This is a genomic window from Portibacter marinus, from assembly GCF_021533195.1.
GTDB classification, from domain to species: domain Bacteria; phylum Bacteroidota; class Bacteroidia; order Chitinophagales; family Saprospiraceae; genus Portibacter; species Portibacter marinus.
This window is the reverse complement of record NZ_JAJNKB010000001.1, coordinates 320,428-338,850: the sequence shown is the minus strand read 5'-3', so window position 1 is coordinate 338,850 and position 18,423 is coordinate 320,428. Positions and strand designations below refer to the sequence as shown.

14 protein-coding genes are annotated in these 18,423 nt (G+C 39.5%); 5 read left to right on the top strand and 9 right to left on the bottom strand.

What is annotated here, in order from left to right:
* Positions 1-4: 4 nt before the first annotated feature.
* The 7 genes from L2567_RS01460 to mutS all read right to left on the bottom strand — a co-directional run bounded on the left by L2567_RS01460 (position 5) and on the right by mutS (position 8,849).
* Entirely contained in the window at positions 5-967 is a 963-nt protein-coding gene (locus L2567_RS01460; RefSeq protein ID WP_235295906.1) for a succinylglutamate desuccinylase/aspartoacylase family protein, read from the bottom strand.
* Positions 968-970: 3 nt separating this feature from the next.
* Positions 971-1,960, bottom strand: coding sequence for an ATP-grasp domain-containing protein (locus L2567_RS01455; RefSeq protein ID WP_235295905.1), 990 nt, complete (start codon positions 1,958-1,960; stop codon positions 971-973).
* Positions 1,957-3,396: a hypothetical protein gene (locus tag L2567_RS01450; RefSeq protein ID WP_235295904.1), complete on the bottom strand. Its 1,440-nt coding sequence runs from the start codon at positions 3,394-3,396 to the stop codon at positions 1,957-1,959. The genes L2567_RS01455 and L2567_RS01450 overlap by 4 nt, the downstream gene beginning before the upstream one ends.
* A gap of 3 nt (positions 3,397-3,399) precedes the next feature.
* Positions 3,400-3,783 (bottom strand): hypothetical protein, encoded by a 384-nt coding sequence (locus L2567_RS01445; protein ID WP_235295903.1) that lies wholly within the window; start codon positions 3,781-3,783, stop codon positions 3,400-3,402.
* 213 nt (positions 3,784-3,996) lie between these two features.
* The gene (gene creD, locus L2567_RS01440) at positions 3,997-5,325 is read right to left on the bottom strand and encodes a cell envelope integrity protein CreD (protein ID WP_235295902.1); all 1,329 of its coding nucleotides are present in this window, start codon (positions 5,323-5,325) and stop codon (positions 3,997-3,999) included.
* A 93-nt stretch (positions 5,326-5,418) separates the two neighbouring features.
* Positions 5,419-6,216, bottom strand: a complete 798-nt coding sequence (locus tag L2567_RS01435) for a hypothetical protein (RefSeq protein WP_235295901.1) — start codon at positions 6,214-6,216, stop codon at positions 5,419-5,421.
* Positions 6,213-8,849, bottom strand: coding sequence for a DNA mismatch repair protein MutS (gene mutS / locus L2567_RS01430; RefSeq protein ID WP_235295900.1), 2,637 nt, complete (start codon positions 8,847-8,849; stop codon positions 6,213-6,215). The genes L2567_RS01435 and mutS overlap by 4 nt, the downstream gene beginning before the upstream one ends.
* Positions 8,850-8,963: 114 nt before the next feature.
* Here mutS and L2567_RS01425 point away from each other — a divergent pair, with 114 nt between their 5' ends.
* The 4 genes from L2567_RS01425 (at position 8,964) to L2567_RS01410 (ending at position 13,881) form a co-directional block, all read left to right on the top strand.
* Positions 8,964-9,443, top strand: coding sequence for a tellurite resistance TerB family protein (locus L2567_RS01425; RefSeq protein ID WP_235295899.1), 480 nt, complete (start codon positions 8,964-8,966; stop codon positions 9,441-9,443).
* 16 nt (positions 9,444-9,459) lie between these two features.
* Positions 9,460-11,709 carry a TonB-dependent receptor gene (locus tag L2567_RS01420; protein ID WP_235295898.1) on the top strand — a complete coding sequence of 750 codons (2,250 nt, stop codon included), beginning with the start codon at positions 9,460-9,462 and terminating at the stop codon, positions 11,707-11,709.
* Positions 11,710-11,826: 117 nt separating this feature from the next.
* The gene (locus tag L2567_RS01415; protein WP_235295897.1) at positions 11,827-12,897 is read left to right on the top strand and encodes a DUF547 domain-containing protein; all 1,071 of its coding nucleotides are present in this window, start codon (positions 11,827-11,829) and stop codon (positions 12,895-12,897) included.
* A 30-nt stretch (positions 12,898-12,927) separates the two neighbouring features.
* Positions 12,928-13,881, top strand: coding sequence for a D-2-hydroxyacid dehydrogenase (locus tag L2567_RS01410; RefSeq protein ID WP_235295896.1), 954 nt, complete (start codon positions 12,928-12,930; stop codon positions 13,879-13,881).
* A gap of 1 nt (position 13,882) precedes the next feature.
* On the opposite strand, the gene L2567_RS01405 is transcribed toward L2567_RS01410, so the two are convergent.
* Positions 13,883-14,422, bottom strand: a complete 540-nt coding sequence (locus L2567_RS01405) for a DUF4403 family protein (RefSeq protein ID WP_235295895.1) — start codon at positions 14,420-14,422, stop codon at positions 13,883-13,885.
* A gap of 54 nt (positions 14,423-14,476) precedes the next feature.
* A complete protein-coding gene (gene lysM, locus L2567_RS01400; protein ID WP_235295894.1) occupies positions 14,477-14,944 on the bottom strand; it encodes a peptidoglycan-binding protein LysM in 468 nt (155 codons plus the stop codon).
* A 251-nt stretch (positions 14,945-15,195) separates the two neighbouring features.
* Here lysM and secDF point away from each other — a divergent pair, with 251 nt between their 5' ends.
* Positions 15,196-18,285: a protein translocase subunit SecDF gene (gene secDF / locus L2567_RS01395; protein WP_262913079.1), complete on the top strand. Its 3,090-nt coding sequence runs from the start codon at positions 15,196-15,198 to the stop codon at positions 18,283-18,285.
* Positions 18,286-18,423: the final 138 nt, after the last annotated feature.

Genomic DNA, 18,423 nt, shown 5'->3' with positions numbered 1-18,423 from the left:
TCTTCTATGTCTGGGCTGGAATGCCCAGATGTAGAATTCTACCCCCAGTTTGGTTCACAGGGCTGACGCTTTTACCAATGATGACACCGTCTTCAGGTGCATGATATTCTTGTTTGGTGTCTCCAAATATGTTGTGTTGCTTTGCAATGAGATCGTTCTTCATGACTCTGTCTACAAGTCTTGGATAGACGGTTAGCAAACCGCCGTGTTCCGTATAGATCCAATATGATGAATTGCAAATTATCGGTTCGACATCTTCTTCTATAATGTTGCCGCTGATCATTCCCAGGTCTATAGCAATATTCATGATACCTTCGCTGCCGTCTTTGATCATACCTCTTTGAAAAGTGTTGGGATTTCCTGCTTCGACGGTAATAGCCGGAATATTTCTTTCAGCCGCGACTCCTCTTAGTGTTCCATCAGATGGTGGGTTATGAACAATGATTTGTGGTCCTTGAAAAAGCGCCATTTTACGGGTGGTATCCTGTTTCATGTCTGCTCGCACATAATAAGAGTTGACTCGTCCGAAACTGGCAGTATGTAAATCCACCAGGTAATCAAAATGAGGCAAGATGAGTTCAGTGAACCTATAGGCATAAACCTGGCTGACATTTCCATTTTTCTTGCCTGGCATGATGTGATTCAAGTCAGTACCATCAATGAATCTTCGTTTTTTTCGCTGAAAAGAAGGGATATTTACTACTGGAATGGCAATGATGTTCCCTTTTAAAGCTTTGGGGTCAATGTTTTTCAGAACCTTATGAATAACAGGTATGCCATTGAGCTCATTACCGTGAATCGCTGCAGTTAATCCAAGGGTAGGTCCAGGCTCCACACCCTTAGCAATGATAAGTGGGAGTGATATATATTCGCCAAAGGGGCCAGAAACGAGGTCAAACCAAAAATGGTAAATTTTACCCTTACCTAATATGTCAAGATCAATCTTCTTTATGTGTGAGTGTATCATTGGCTACCCAATTCTTTTAACAAAGTTTACAAATAATTCTGCATATGTGTCTCCCAAGTTTTGACCTGACAATTCTGCTGATGGGGCTAGTCCGCCCACACTCAAAACATTGATTTCAGAAATGACTCGTTGCCCCTGGTCATTCTCTAGTGTGTCCAGACCATACATAAAGATACCTTCTTTAATCATAATGGGGTCCAAAAATGAAATCATGTCTTTTTCTTCTTCAGTAATTCCACTTAGTGCAGCAGATCCGCCTTGAGCAACATTGCAAAGCCACGAGTCTGCAGCCGGAAAACGCAAAGTAGCGGCAAGAATTCGACGGTTCGCTACTACAATTCTCTTATCACCATTTTTGACATTCCTGAGAAATTTCATTCCCAGGTATTGTTGAGGTTGGCTTCGATATAAATTCTTGAATTCGGGGAATGATAATTGCCGATCATTTCCAATGTAAACCAGATCATTTTCAATTTTGATGATTCCTTTGCCGCCATACTCTTCCAGAGGTTTCAGTACAACCGGAAACTTCCCGCGAAACTGTTCTATATCATTAATATCCCTTAATAACTTAACAGGAGCAGTAAACCTGGAGATTTCAGTTAAAAATGCTTTGTTCCCTATCTTTTTGATACCCGATGGTCTGTTTATGATCTTTTTTTCATCGAAGATCTTTACCAGGAAGTCAAAGAAAGAAGGGTGTATGGGTCTTGGTAATCGAAGTAAAATATAGTCAAAATAGGAAATGTCCTCCCTGACAGGGGGTTGATTTCGAATCCAGTTGTCAAAAGATGCGTAATCGATATTGGAGTCAAGCTGCTTACTTCGAAATAAGTGTTGTTCACCATCGAAAAAGCCCTCATTTTCTTTCTGACTACGACTGCATATGTGGACTTCTGAAATGGAATCGTTGTTGTAAAGACTATTGGCTATTAGATAAAAAGAGTTGGTGTCAGAATGAGTGAGATGATCAGTCAGAATAAGAATTTTCATTCCTTATAAATTTCAGAAATCAAATGCGGATCATCATTTAGAGAGGCAAAAAGTCGCTTTCTAAATTTTCCATTGGCGTTGATCAAGTTCTTGCTCATAGAATCTATAGCCAGCATGGACAATACGGTCTGAATGTATCCTTCGATCAAGTCATCTACACCTATTCCCAATTTATTGAAATCTCTTCTGTCCATGAGTACCAAACGATTGGTTTCACTGCCCCATTCATTTTCTCCCAACTTGACAGAAAGGTTCGTACCCAGCATGTCCCATGACGCACTACCTTCCTTCAGTTCATTTAAAAGTGGTTCCTTTGATCTTCGAGAATAAACACACAATGGTCTTATTCCTTCCGGGCTGGCACTAACCATCATTCGCACATCAGTTACGAAGGTTTGTCCTTTCAGATTGGGGATGGTACCTACATGGAAGAGTTTTCCCTTTGACCCTGATGAACTCCAGTTGTAATTTCCTATTAGGCTTTGAACGATAAATCGATCATATTCAAAATCCTGAGACATGAAGTGATCCAACTCGGACTGGTTGACAATGGTATACACTCCCTGTCCTGCATTGCTATATGGAACTTTAATCACGGCTTGTCCGCCCATTTTTCTGACCCAAAGCGGTATTTCATTTTTACTGACATCCCAAATGGTTTCTGGAGTCACGATTTTCAAGCCGGTTCCTCTCAATTCAGCATTGTAAATATCATATGCCTTAGCCGCCATCATTTTGTTTCTGCCACCTGATAGACATGCCAGAACCGGATTCAGGATTTTCGTTTTAGTCTCAATAGGGATCCGGTTCCAGGGCTTTTGAGTAACATATCTAAAGGCCGCTTTAATTGGAGTCCAATTTTCTTTTTCATCCAGAAAGTAGAGCACACCTTTTTTATATTTTAGGGTTTTACCCAGATCTGCAAATGTGAAGGGCAAATAGTAAACATTTTCGTCTAAAACATCAGCAATGGTGGCGGCATAGCCAGAAGCTTCCATTGGATTTTTGTCAAAGAGGACCGCCAGCTTCCCTTCTGTAATTAACCTCTGGCCTTTTAAGCTGGGTAAAAATGTTCTTTCGATCAGTTCTTTGTAACCTCCCTTTTCCTCATGATCTTGCAGTAAAGGCATGGATTTCTGACCGGAGGGACAGCTGTTGTTTTCTATAACCACCATGTTACGATTGCCACTTGCGCTGGTAACATTAATCAAGTCAGCTCCTGCCCATCGGAAATACTTTGGCCTTGCCTTTAACAAGTCTTCAAGCGCGGACTTTCTGACCCTTGGATTAAGATGGCAGTATCTTTCAACGATTCGATCATTGCCCAGATTCAGAAAAAAGCTAACCATCGGATGTAAAGTAGCGTTGAGGGCTTTGTCGTACCAATGGTTTTCCGGCTCAAAGGAACCTGGTGTGTAAATTTTAAGATCTCTCATGAACTAGTCGTCATCCTCTTCGCCCGACATTTCATCTTCATTGAATTCGAGAATTTCATCATCTATCAAATCATCGTCATCTTCATCGTCGTCGTCATCATCATCAAAATCGTGCTTTATAGAAAGCTCTTCCATGACTGCTTTACGAAGTTTTCCTTCCTTGTAGTCATCATCATCTGCGATGATGGCGATGGCTTCTTCACGAGTCATTCTCACTAAATAATACTTTTCTTCAGTTTCATAGGGAAGTGCACTCACAAAGGCATTCTTAATGTTTTTGAATGTGATGAGATGCTTGTCAAAGCCGTGGGGATAGGTCAGTTTGATTTGCTCCTGGATATCCTGGTCAAGCTTGTCGTAATCTTTTACTACTCTAGGTTTACTCATTTTTGTCTGCTTATCTGATTGCTTAATCAAATATTTCTTTTAAACGTTCGATGAGGCAATATTAAATAATAAATGAATATAACATCTCCTTTGAAAAAAAAATTTTTTAGATCTTTTTTTTACTCAAATGTGATACAATAGTCTGACCGGCAGCTCCACTTGTGATATCTGCCGGTCAGTAGGTGAAAATGATTGTTTTATTTGATCAGTATCCTATTTTTGAATATTATACCAGTCGATCTTTCTGGTTCCATACATCACAGCCGCTAAGATTCCTGTCATACTGATTCCTCCGATCAGTAAGGCGTAATCTGTCATTTGCAAAATAATGTAAAGGAATACAAAATTAAGGATGGATAGGGCAAGCAGGTATATGGAAAATTTCAGGGATTTAAATATGGATAGACTGTACAGATAAATCATGGATACGACTGCAGTTCCAGCTATGAGATAAGACCTATCAAATGACAGATGTTCACTTAGGGAAACCAGCAATACATAAAAAAGTATGATCGATAATCCTACCATGATATATTGAAAAGGATGGATTGGTGATTTTGTTATAACCTCAACTAAAAAAAAGATTAAAAAGGTCATAGCGATATTCATCAGTGCATACTTGATGGCTCTTATTGATTTTTGGTATGAGTCTGAAGGCAAAATAAAATTCACGCCAAATGCAGAACGGTGGAGTTGTGCTGTTGTATGATGACCTTCCCAGTTCTGCGGAAAATTCCTGTTAACCTGAAGTACTTGCCATTGTGCTTTGAATCCTGTGTTGGTTACATGACGCTCATCAGGTAAAAAAGCGCCACTAAAACTTGGGCTCGTCCATCCAGATTGTATAGAAGCTGTGGTCACTTTTCCGGTGGGAACAAAGGAAAGATTTTCACTTCCTTGAAGCTCTACAACCATATTAAATGAATGGCTTTCTTGTAAATCCGGGTTAAAATCTTCCAAAGGAAAGGTCAAACCTGCACTCAGATGAGTAATCTTCGTACCGGGAACTGAGGCAATCTCATCTTCGTTCCAGATTAAAGGATGGTCATTTTGAATTCCGCGTAGATCAGAAAATCCTACAGTTATAAATGCTTCTTCCCACAAAACATCCTTGATATGGGATAAATCCTTAGTTACTATATCCTTAAAGTTCCCTTTAATATTCAATTTAGCTTCATAGACGATTACTTCGAAAATCCCTCGACTTAAAGTTTTTGGTGATACAGAAGCTTGGATATGAAGGTCTTCAGGAAGGAAATGATAATATGATTTATAAACATGCTCCTTTTCATCAATGATTTCAGATATTGAGATAGGTACACTGAGGATGGGAGAAGTGACTACTTGATCGAGTGCCCATTTAGACCTGACATCCATATTTGCAGCGTGATTCATACCAGTCCTTTCGTGAATGATGGATTTTACCATAGAACCTGGAATTAGTAGGCATAGTGCCAATAATGAGATGGTCAAAAGTTTGAGTGAAACAGACTGCTTTATCCAGTTTCTAAATTGGGAAAGGTTTCTTTGATCTTCTTGCATGATTCATTGTTTTCATACAAATTATGGACTACAAGACCTTGTGTCGAATGTAGATTATTAAACGTAGTTGACCGATTACTATTCGTAGTTCATTTACTCTCTTGTCACCACCTGAAAATTGTGGGGTCTGATAATATGTAGTGGCTGCCTAGATCCTTCTCGAGCATACACTTTAAACATTCCAGGAATAATGACTCCGTCATAAACGGTTTGTTCACTTATAATAACTGTCCCTGTCAAAACTGCTCCTTGATTTCTAGAAGAAAATTGAAATTTATCGACCAGTCCGGTACTTTGATTAACCCAAAGGACGTATTGTTCCAGTTTTTGCTCTGATTCTTCCGTTTTCCAGGCCGTATAAACCTTATCATAATTGTAAAGCCCGTATTTCTCTTCACCCATATGATAAATCTGGTCTGCAGCGGTTGCGCGAAAGGGCATTTCTATGAAACGTTGGTAGAATGGAATCCAGGCTTTTATTTTCTTGCTATCAACATCCTTTATAGGACCATTTACAGATTCTTTGGTATAGGTGTTTCCTTCGTTGTAACCCCAAAGCATGCCTTTCTTTTTACCATTTAAAAAAAGAAGGGTCCCGGAATTTTCTTTCGCATAAAAGTCCAGAATAAATTGATTTATTCTTTGTCCGTAGGGTTGTTTCATTCTACCTCTCCATCCAAAGAAAACATCACTAATATAAATCCTGTAAGACTGAATGTCCGACCATTGTTCTTGACCGGAGACTTGTGCATATTTCTCTAAAATGGCTTTACCTTTTTGATACTGAGCTTCACGGAATGCCGAATTATCTTTCCATGCTTGGGGTCTCAAATCTTTGAGGCATGAAGTAAGGAGTATTGACATGAGAATAAAGGCCACTAAAGCTCTCATTCTTCCATCATTTTTTTAAGTTCATTGAGTTTCATCATACAGTCGATCGGCGTCATCCGGTGAATATCCACCTCCATCAAAGCAGCTTTCAGTTTTCCGGCTGTAGGATCCACTGTTTCAAAAATCGATAATTGCATCGCCGAACTGACATTGTCTAATCTGGAACTGATGTCTCCTTGCGTTTTTGCAGCTTCGAAGGACTTTTGTTCCAGCTCCAAGAGAATTTCCTGCGCTCGGGCTATCACAGATCTCGGCATCCCGGCCATCTGAGCAACATGAATTCCAAAACTATGATTACTGCCTCCCGGTATTAATTTCCGAAGGAAAATGACTTTTTGCCCAATTTCTTTTGTGGAGACACTATAGTTTTTGATGCGGTCGTAGCGATCTGCTAATTTATTCAACTCGTGATAGTGCGTGGCGAAAAGGGTTTTCGGACAGCATTTTTGATTATTATAAAGGTATTCAGCAAGTGACCATGCTATAGAAATTCCATCATAAGTACTGGTGCCCCGGCCAATTTCATCTAAAAGTATCAGGCTTCGATCAGAAATATTATTCATGATGGAAGCAGTCTCATTCATTTCTACCATAAAGGTAGATTCACCGGAGCTAATATTATCAGAGGCGCCTACTCTTGTGAAGAGTTTGTCTAGAAATCCCAATCTTGCAGAGCTGGCAGGTACAAACGAACCCATTTGCGCCATAAGGCATATTAAGGCCGTTTGACGAAGAATGGCAGATTTACCAGACATATTCGGACCCGTGATCATCATGATCTGAGTTTCTTTTGTATCCAGGAAAACGTCATTGGGCACATATGATTCTCCTATCTCCATATGTTTTTCTATGACTGGATGTCGTCCATCTTTAATATCAATGCTAAATGATTCATCAACTATGGGCTTGCAATAGTTGTTCTCCTCCGCTACCAATGCCAGACTTTGCAGACAATCTAACTTTGCGATAACCTGCGCATTTTTCTGAATAGCTGGAATATAGTCGAATAGGGAAGCAATGAGATCAAGGTAAATTTGTTCTTCGATTACTAGAATCTTTTCTTCCGCGCCCAAAATTTTGGTTTCAAGCTTTTTCAGTTCGTCAGTGATATAGCGTTCTGAGCCGGTCAAGGTTTGTTTTCTAACCCAATTTTCAGGGACCAATCCTTGATTCTTATACTTGTTGGTGACTTCCAGATAGTAACCAAAAACATTGTTGAATCCGATTTTGAGATTGGTTATCCCTGTCTTTTCTGCTTCGGACTCTTGAATTTCAGCCAGTAAGCTTTTGCTGTTTTTTACGACGTGGCGTAAATCATCTAATTCTTCATGAACACCTTCACTAATGACTCCTCCTTTAGAGATCATAGAAGGAGGGTCAATAATAATTTGCTCCGCGATGGCGTCTCTGACCTGTTCACAGTAGCTCAGGGAGGACGCTATTTCACATAGTGTTTCTTGATCAGTCTGATTACAAAGTTCATTTATATGTGGAATCTGGTTTAGAGCTGATTCCAATTGCTTAAGTTCCCTAGGTGCTATCTTTCCTGTACTGATTTTTGCCACTAATCGTTCCAGATCACCTATCTGCTCCAGATAACTTCGTAACCTTTCACCTTTTTCTACCTGTTCTTTAAAAAAATCAACGATGGATAACCGTTGATGAATCGCCTGCACAGATAAAAGTGGAAGCAATACCCATTTTCGCATCATTCTGGAACCCATGGGACTCACAGTTTTGTCCAAAATCTGGATAAGGGGAATGCCAGTGGGATGGTTGCTATGAACCAATTCAAGATTCCTAATGGTAAACCTATCTAACCAAACGTATTCATCCAGTTGAATTCTACTAATGCTATTAATGTGGTCCAGCTTAGTGTTCTCCGTACTTTCAAGGTAGTGCAATATCGCTCCTGCGGCCACCTGACCTTCATGAACCTCTTCAATACCAAAACCTTTCAAGCTTTGGACCTTGAAATGATCCCGTAATTTTTCAGTTGCAAAGTCAGTGCTGAAAATCCATTCATCAAGGTGATATTTGTAAAAATCTGATCCCGTAAATGATTCGATTCGATCTTTGTGAGACTTTGCGAAAATGATTTCTGAAGGTTGGAAACTTTGAATTAATTTTTCAATCCTTAGTTGATTTCCCTGGCTAATGATAAACTCACCCGTAGAAAGGTCCAGGAATGCAATACCAAATTTCTCATTTATCCGATGGATGGCACAAAGAAAATTATTGTTCTTGTGGTCCAGCAGCTTTTCATCAACTGTCAACCCTGGAGTGATTACTTCAGTAACTCCACGCTTTACGATTTTTTTCTCTTTGCTCGGTTTTTCCAGCTGTTCACAGATGGCCACTCTGAACCCTGCTTTTATAAGTCTGGGTAGGTAGAGATCTAAAGAATGATAGGGGAAACCAGCCAGAGGAATATCTGAACCGCCGTTGTTTCTTTTGGTCAGAATAATGCCCAGAACATTCGCTACTTTTTCTGCGTCCTCTCCGAAGGTCTCGTAAAAATCACCGACCCGGAAAAGAAGTATGGCGTCGGGATACTTTGCTTTCATCGCAAAGTATTGCTTCATGAGTGGTGTCTGCTTGTGTTGTTTTTTTACTTTAGCTGTCTTGGTCATAACTTAAATAGCAAAATTACACATATATTAAATATTTTTATGTGAATGGATAAATTAATGTGCAATAATTCTCAGGATATTGAATAAAATTTAAATTTGCATCAAATTTCAAAGATGAATCCATATTTCAAAAATATATCTAAGGAAGAATACGAAATGCTTCAAGAAGCAGTATTCGATGTTACCATTTTAATTGCCGGAGCTGATGGTGAAATAGATCCGAATGAAAAGGAGTGGGCAGACAAAATTACGCACATCAGGACCTATACGGGACCGGAAGTATTGCGTCAATTTTATGCAGAAATTGATGGTTATTTTGAAAAACATTTAGATGATAAAATCAAAAAACTTCCACAGCATGTTGAAAAGCGAAATGTGAAACTAGCCACCAGTTTGAGAAACATTAACCCAATCTTAGCAAAACTTCCTCAAGACGTTGCAGCTACTTACTATGAGAGTCTAAGAACCCTTGCAACTCATGTGGCCAGAGCCTCGGGCGGAATATTGAGAGTCTGGGCGATTAGCTCTGAAGAAGCAGCCTGGGTAGAGCTGCCTATGATCACTCCTATCGAGTTCCCAGAAACTGAGGAATAATGTTTAGCTTTGATTCGTGAGAATCATAATTTTATTATTTCTTTGGACCAATGGAATATTCGCTCAGGTTCGCAGCGTAGAAGGTAAAGTAATTGCTGCATCTGATCAGTCAGCTTTGATTGGTGCTACGATTATTTCATCGGTGGACACTGTGATTACAAATATAGAAGGCAGATTTACAATAGCGTGTGAAAATTCACCAACTCGTATTTCAGTTCAATATGTTGGGTTTGCCAGTGAGGACATTGAAATCAATAAAACAGATACCTTTATTACTGTAGTGCTGAAAACCTCCAATAATATTTTGGAAACGGCGGTTATTTCAGCGTCAATGGTGGAACAAAACATTGCTGAAAGTACGGTTTCTCTAGAGGTGTTAAAGCCTTCGATCATAGAAAATAGCAATAGCCAAAGCCTTGATCAGGCGCTGAATTTACTACCTGGTGTCGAAATTATTGATGGGCAAGCCTCAATCCGTGGCGGTTCCGGATATTCTTATGGTGCAGGAAGTCGAGTCTTATTGCTGATCGATAATATTCCGGCTCTTCAACCTGACGCAGGCTTTCCCAATTGGAATGATATCGCCCTGGAAAACGTAGCACAAGTGGAAGTGGTTAAAGGGGCTGCATCGGCGTTGTATGGTTCTAGTGCATTAAACGGAGTGATTAATGTAAGGTATGCCATGCCTGGATCGGAACCAGAGACCAACTTTTCCATCAATACTACTTATTATGCAAATCCTAGTGATCTCAGAACAAAATGGTGGGATTCCGCCCCATATGCCATTGGAACACACTTTTTGCATAAAAGAAAAATGGGCAAGTTTGATCTTGTGGCAGGTGTACAGTACTACCAATTAGAAAGCTTCCGTGCAGAAACCTACCAACGTAGAGGGCGAATTACCGTTAGCAATCGATATCGTATCAATGAGAGAAGTACCCTCGGACTAAATGTAGTAGGCAATCTTTCAGATAACGCGTCATTTATTTTTTGGGAAAATGGGGTAAGAGGGGCGTATCAACCTTTTGCGGGAACTGAAGTAGTTTCTTTCAACAATCGTTGGATATTCGATCCACACTATACCTACTTCGATCAAAAAGGAAACAAACACAGACTGCAAGGCAGGCTGTATTATACAGATAACGGTGCGAGTAATGGTCTGGATAATTTTAGTCTTCTGAACTACGGCGAATATCAATTTCAGACGGCTTTTCCTTCTTTAAAATTAAAGTTGACAACAGGAATCAGTGGAACGGTGACCAATATTATTGCCGGCTTATATGGAGGGGCAAGATATCGATCGAATAATGCAGGCACCTATCTTCAAATAGACAAGGAAATCGGTGAACGGTGGCGACTTTCTCTTGGTGGCAGGTATGAATACAATAGTTTGAGAAATTCTGAAATTCTAATTGAGGATGGAGATTTTAGAGAACAGGTGGATGCAGCACAAACTCAGGAAGGTAAACCTGTTTTCAGATTTGGAGCCAATTACCAGATGGCTAAAGCTACATATATACGAAGTTCGATTGGTCAAGGCTACCGATTTCCCACGATAGCTGAAAAATTCACCACGGTAGGATTGGCTAATTTCAGGATTTTCACCAATGAAGATTTACAATCGGAGACAGGATGGTCGGCGGAGATCGGATTAAAACAGGGTGTACGAATGGGAGGAAATGGTGCCTTTTTTGATTTGGCCATTTTTTGGTCAGAGTATCTTAATATGATGGAATTTTTACTCACTGCTAAAAGCGGTGTATTTGGGTTTCAGTCCAGCAATATCGGGGACACGAGGATCAGAGGAGTGGATCTTAATTTTGCGGGTGTATTGGGAAGTCAGCGGTTTCCGGTCAATTTTTTAATGGGGTACACTTTTTTAGATCCACGGTATAAGGAATTTGATGACCGAACGCGAGCATCCTCTTCTGTAGACTACAATATCTTAAAATACCGGTCTCAACATACAGCGAAGGCCGATATTCAGGTTTCGGGGTATGGTGCTTTTGTAGGCGGGAATTTTCGTTTTGTAAGTCACATGGTTGCCATTGATGAAGAATTTAACTTATTTATTCCAGGACTAAAGAACTTCCGAGAAGCCAATGACAGCGGTTATTATTTGTTGAACTTTAGGACGGGATATCAATGGAAGAATTACAAATTGAGCTTTATAATTGGTAATGTTTTGAATGCATCCTATGCAGTTCGTCCTGCGCTATTGGAAGCGCCCCGAAATTTTTCGCTGAGAATGGATGGTAGTTTCTAGACGAGGTATTAGCACTAGCTCAAATGTCCTTTGCCGAACTTTTGGTGATGAAAAGCCTTTGATAGCAAAACATATCCACTAATTCGTAGATTAAGACTAAACAGTAAAATGATAAGAATGACAATACTCATAACCATTATGCTTACAATGATCAATGCTTCATGTGATCAGAGGCAAGAGCAAAATCAAAGTGCTGAATTCATGGAACAGACTGCCGATAAGCCTGCTGAAGTTGTAAATGAAACCCTTGACTTAAATGAGGAAGTAGAAGTTGCAAAAGAGGAGCGAAGTCAATTCGAAGATAGCTCTACACCTCCGATCGACGATGAGGACCAACCTAAATCAGAGGATAAAGAAATCATAGAGGCAGAGGCTAAGGCTAAGACAGACTTGAAAACCGAAGATGTCGAAAAAGATCGGGAGTGGCCTATCGAAAAGAAAATGGATACCGAAACGAGAAAAGAAGTCTCGCAGGAAGAAACATCAGAAGAAGAGGTGCTAAAAGGTGATTTGAATTCAGATGATGAAAAATCTTCTAATTCCGCAAAGCCCGATCATCAGTTATTTGATCAGCTGCTTTCCAAGCATGTTTCTGCAACTGGAGTTGTTAATTACAAGGGATTTCAAGCTGATGAAGCCAAGTTGGATCAATATCTTGATGATTTGTCCAGTCACCCTGTTCAAGGCAGTTGGTCTCGCAATGAACAGTTGGCTTACTGGATCAATGCCTACAACGCTTTTACCGTCAAATTAATATTAGATCATTATCCCGTACAATCTATACGTGACATTTCAAATGGAGAGCCCTGGGATAAAAAGTGGATTGAGTTAGGTGGTCAGACTTATAGTTTGAATCAAATAGAAAATGAAATCATCAGACCTCAGTTCAATGAACCCAGAATTCACTTTGCGGTTAATTGTGCGGCTCAATCGTGTCCGCCTTTGGCCAATAAAGCTTTCACTGCAGATAATATGAATAGTCTTTTGGAAAAGCAGACCAAATCCTTTATCAATAATGATAAATACAACAAAATTCAGAAAAAGAAAATCGAAGTTTCTAAAATATTTGATTGGTATGGAAAAGACTTTGATGATAAAATTGCTTTCCTGAACAAGTACAGCGATACTAAAATCGACGCCGACGCCGCGATAAGTTATACCGAATATGATTGGTCACTCAATAATTAGAAAGACCACGGGATTTGTTATTTTCACTATATGAAAATAGTAGTACTCGATGGTGCGCAGCTGAATCCCGGAGATCTAAGTTGGGAAAATTTAAAGAAATTAGGAACGGTGGAGATCTATGCAGAATCTTCAGAAGAAGAGGTGATGGATCGCTGCCAGGGAGCAGAGGTCTTGATAACGAATAAGGTTCCTTTTGATCAAAAGCGCATACAAGCTTTACCGAATCTCAAATGTATTGTGGTATCGGCGACGGGTTACAACATTATCGATACCAAAGCTGCAGCAGAGCATCATGTCATTGTTTGTAATGCGCCCAGCTACAGTAATGAATCTGTTGCCCAACATGTATTTGCACTCATTTTTGCGATTTTTAATCAAGTTGAACAATATGCGGACGAAGTGAGAAATGGTAAATGGAGCTCAGCAGGGGACTGGTCCTACACGAATGAACCCATTCAGAATATCAAAGGCAAAACATTAGGAATTCTAGGATTCGGTCAGATCGGTCAGCGCGTTGCAGAAATAGGAATGGCCTTCGGGATGAAGGTTATTTCACATCACAAGCACCCTAAGCGAGATGCCAAACCACATGTTGGTTTTGTAGATATAGAAACATTATTTGAAACTTCAGATATCTTAAGTCTACATGTGCCATTAACAGAGGCCACCAAACATATTGTGAATCAGGATAGATTAAGCGTCATGAAAAAGTCTGCAGTATTAATTAACACAGGTAGAGGTCCTCTGGTCGATGAGTTTGCTCTGGCAAATACATTGAAACGTAATCTTATTCGAGCGGCTGGATTGGACGTTTTAAGTAATGAGCCTCCGGAAGTTCATCATCCTTTATACGAATGCAAAAATTGCTTTATTACACCGCATATTGCCTGGGCAGGAGTTGGCGCCAGACAAAACCTGATGGATATTGTCGTCAAAAATGTCAGAAAGTTTAAAGATGGAGAACCGATTCATGTTGTTCAGTAGGTTATACTTCTTGATCTTTGAATGAGATATTGATCTTTTGTTCAATTTTTAGCGCTATAAGCAGATACTGCTCCAAAGCTTGAATAGTTTCAATTAAGAGATGATGTGTGTTGGAATTTAATTGAAGTTGATGGGGAAGCGGTGCTTTAGATAGCTCTTGATCTAAATTTTGTTTCAAACCCTCTATTTGCTCAGTCAATGGGGACTCCAATATTTTTTCAATTCTGGACTTAATCATTCCTTTTGCCAGTTTGATGATGCCTTTAAAGATCAAATTAGTTGCATCCAACTTCAATTTAATATCTTGTAGCTCCAACTTGTTTTCTGAATTTAGAAACATTGGCGTAGCCTGAAAATCAAAATAAGCATCCCATTTTGAGACGATCTGACCGGTGATGCGTAATCTGCCATCTTCGCTATTGATCACCAGTTTATCAATCTTTAAATCATATCCTTTGACATTGATTTCTTGTTTATTGGCTTCAGATTGAATTAACCTTGAAAGTTGAGGATATGATAATTGCAGAAAAACTTCGGTCATTACTGATTTTATAAATGAGAAAAAAAAAGCGCACAAAAGTGCGCTTTCAATTTATTATTGGTCTAGAGGAGGTATTCTGAGTACCTGCCCGGGATAAATTTCATTAGGATCTTTCAGGAGAGGCTGATTGGCCTCAAAAATTTCCATATACTTCATGGCATCACCATAATGTGCTTTAGCAATTTTAGAAAGGGAATCTCCGCTTTTAACTTCATAGAAAACAGCTGCAGGCGTATTGTCTTCTACCTCTATGCGATCATCTACGGCTGATATGCCTTCGACGTTACCTAATGCAAGCACCACTTTTTCTTTATCGGCTTGAGATCCAGCTGTTCCTTTCACCGTAACGACATCATCATTTAAGCTCACATCAAGGTCTTCTATATCTATGTCAAGGCTTCCTACGATGTCTTCTAATAATTTGGCTTTATATGCTTCTGCATCCGCTTCAGCTTTGGCCTTGGCTTCTTCCTCTTTAAGTTTCTTGGATCCGGCTTTTTTAAAAAATGAAAATAAACCCATTTGATTAAATTTAATTTTGGTTATGCAAATTTGTTTCGCATCTAATATAGAAACTTTTTAATACGAATGTTCGGTTATCGATGGTTTATTATCGTCTGTATAAATATCTAATATATAAGGATTTGAATATGCTGAACTTAGCCGAAAAACTGGTAGATTTAAAGATTAATAAATTAAATGCCAATAAGTTTAGTAAAAGGCGTATATTTGCGCAGTTTTTTCAAACGTATTATAAATTAAAGAAAAGTTAGATGCAAGGGAAGGGCTTAATCAAGTTTTTTTTGATATTAATGATCATAGTGAGTGCTTTTCAGTACTTATTTGTCATTCCTACCAATAAAATTGAAAATCAGGCAGAAGAGTACGCAGAGCGAGTTGCTTCGCAATATAATGATGAAGTAAGGCAGATTTCGGCCAAAAAAGCAGCCAGAATTCAGTATTTAGATTCAGTATCAAGTGAGGTGGTATTTAAGATCCCAATGATCAAAGAATACACTTATGACGACTTGAAAAAACAGCAATTGGGACTGGGATTGGATTTGAAAGGAGGAATGAGTGCGGTGCTTCAAGTGGATTTGAACGAATTGTTGCTGACACTTTCCAACAATTCCAATGATCCTGACTTCAGGAGGGCTATGGAAAATGCCAATGAAGCGTTGAAGAGTTCTCAGAGTGATTTCATTACCTTATTTGCCAATGAATATCAACAAATAGAGGGCGCAAAGCCCCTTTCCAGGATATTTCTTAGAAATGAGAGTATGAGGGAAGACATCAATACGGAGTCTTCGAATGGAGAGGTGGTACAGGTGTTAAGACGATTGGCCAACGAAACGGTACAATTGACTTTTGACAGGTTAAAAGAACGTATTGATAAGCTGGGAGTTACTCAGCCCAATGTGTTCCTGGATGCTGGGAGAGACTTGATCATTGTGGAAATTCCGGGAATAGAAAACCCTCAGCGAGCAAGAAACTTCTTACAGGCGAGCGCAAAATTGGAGTTCTGGGATACTTACTGGATCAGTGATCCAGGTGTTCAGGCTGCTTTCATTCAGGCGAACGAGCGACTTAAACAGCTTCAGGGAGATACTACTACAAATGAAGTTCAATTTGACACCTCCTATACCTATCAATACGATAGTGTAGGTAATGTTGTTGATTCGAACCTGGTGACGACAGAAATAGCAGATCCATTGAATGTGGACAACGGGCCGCTCTTTAATATCTTTAATTTGAATGGTGGAGCTGGTCAGCAAATCGCTTATGGTCCAAGCACTATGGGTACTGCAGAAAGAAACAAAAGAGACGCCGTTTTAAGCATGCTTCGCCAGCCGGAAATCAAATCTATATTCCCTAAAGACATGGAATTCCGTTGGTCTCAGGACCCGGCTGTGGATATTGATGGCAATCCGACTAAAGAATATGAACTTTATGCCATTAAGGTTCGAGGGAATGGAAATGCACCATTAGAAGGAGATGTGGTTACCAATGCTTCTCAAAGTCCGGATCCTTCAACTGGTGAACCAACGGTGTCACTGCAGATGAATTCCAAAGGAAGAAAAATATGGGCTGACTTGACTACAAAGGCTGCACAAAATGGGAATCGACAGATTGCCATTGTTTTAGACTCTACAGTAGTTTCTGCCCCAAGAGTAAACCAACCGATTACAGGAGGAAGTTCTTCGATTTCAGGAGGATTTTCTGTGCAGGAGGCTGTAGATTTAGCCAATATTCTTCAGATTGGTAAATTACCCGCAAAAACCAGAATTATTCAGGAATCGACGGTAGGACCTTCATTAGGTAAGGAAAATATCAGGAAGAGTTTGATGTCACTGGTTATCGGTGTACTACTGATCCTTTTATTTATGGTTTTTTACTACGGAGGTGGAGGTATCGTATCTATCATTGCTCTGTTACTTAACTTAGTATTTATCTTTGGAGTGTTGGCTTCGATTAATACCGTTTTGACCCTTCCTGGGATGGCGGGTATTGTCTTGACCATTGGTATGGCGGTGGATGCCAACGTGATTATATTTGAGCGGATCCGTGAAGAATTAAGAGCAGGAAAGACTTCTCTTGCAGCTATTTCTGACGGATTTAAAAACTCATATTCAGCAATCATAGATGCCAACGTCACAACAATTCTTGTAGCACTTGTTCTTAATTTTTACGGACTTGGTCCGATAAAGGGATTTGCCATTGTTTTGATTATTGGTGTAATTTCTTCTGTGTTCACCGCTGTATTGGTTGGTAAACTAATCATCGATTGGTGGATGGGCAGGAATGGAAAATTGAGTTTCTGGACACCTCCTTCTAAGAATGCATTTGCAAATTTGAACGTAGATTGGGTAGGTAAGCGAAAGATTGCTTATGTGGTTTCTGGAGCTCTTATCATTGCGGGATTAGCGTCCTTATTTACCCGTGGTTTAGACCTGGGAGTGGATTTTAAAGGAGGATATTCCTACAATATTCAATTCGAGCAGGGAATTGACATTGATGCACAGACCCTAAAGACAGGATTAACTGACATACTAGAAAGTCAGCCGGTGGTCAAATCAGTAGATACCGACAATACTTTTAACATTGTCACTCAATATCAGATTGATAATACTGATGATGATGCGATTAATCAGGTGACCAATACATTGGGAAGAGGCCTTAATGAAATTGTGGGAGGAAGGATAGACATGGAAAAATTTGTGGAACAAGATGCAGTAAATACGACTCACATCATCAGTTCTTCGAAAGTGGGTCCTACCATTGCAGATGACATCAAGAAGAGTTCCTTCTACGCTGGAATTATAGCATTGGTATTGATTTTTGCCTATATTTTTATCAGATTTAATAAGTGGCAATTTTCACTGGGTGCGGTTACAGCACTCTTCCACGATTCTTTGATCTTGTTGGGTGTATTCTCACTGCTTTGGGGAAGGCTGCCGTTCAGTCTTGAGATTGACCAGGCTTTTATAGCTGCATTATTAACAGTGATTGGTTATTCCATCAATGATACAGTGGTAGTTTTCGACAGGATTCGTGAATATCTGGGGATCTACACAGGTAAATCTACTGATGAGGTATTGAATTTAGCGATCAATAGTACCTTCTCCAGAACCATCATCACTTCTTTAACTACCTTATTGATCGTAACGATACTCCTGGTTTTTGGTGGAAGTGCGATTAAGGGATTTGCGTTTGCTTTATTTATTGGAATATTGATAGGTACTTACTCATCGATATTTGTAGCGACGCCAGTTGTAAGAGATTTGACCAAAGATTTGAGTATGAAAGCTAAGGCTAAGAGTGAAAAGAAAGGATTTTCAAAAGCTGCAGCTAATGCACGATAATGTAAAAATCCTATCATGATATAAAAGGCCTCGAATGTTTGATTCGAGGCCTTTTTAGTTTTTAGGTTATCATACAGCACTTGTAAGATAATTTTTACCTTGATGATAACTAAATTTATATAAATGCGTTTAATTAGT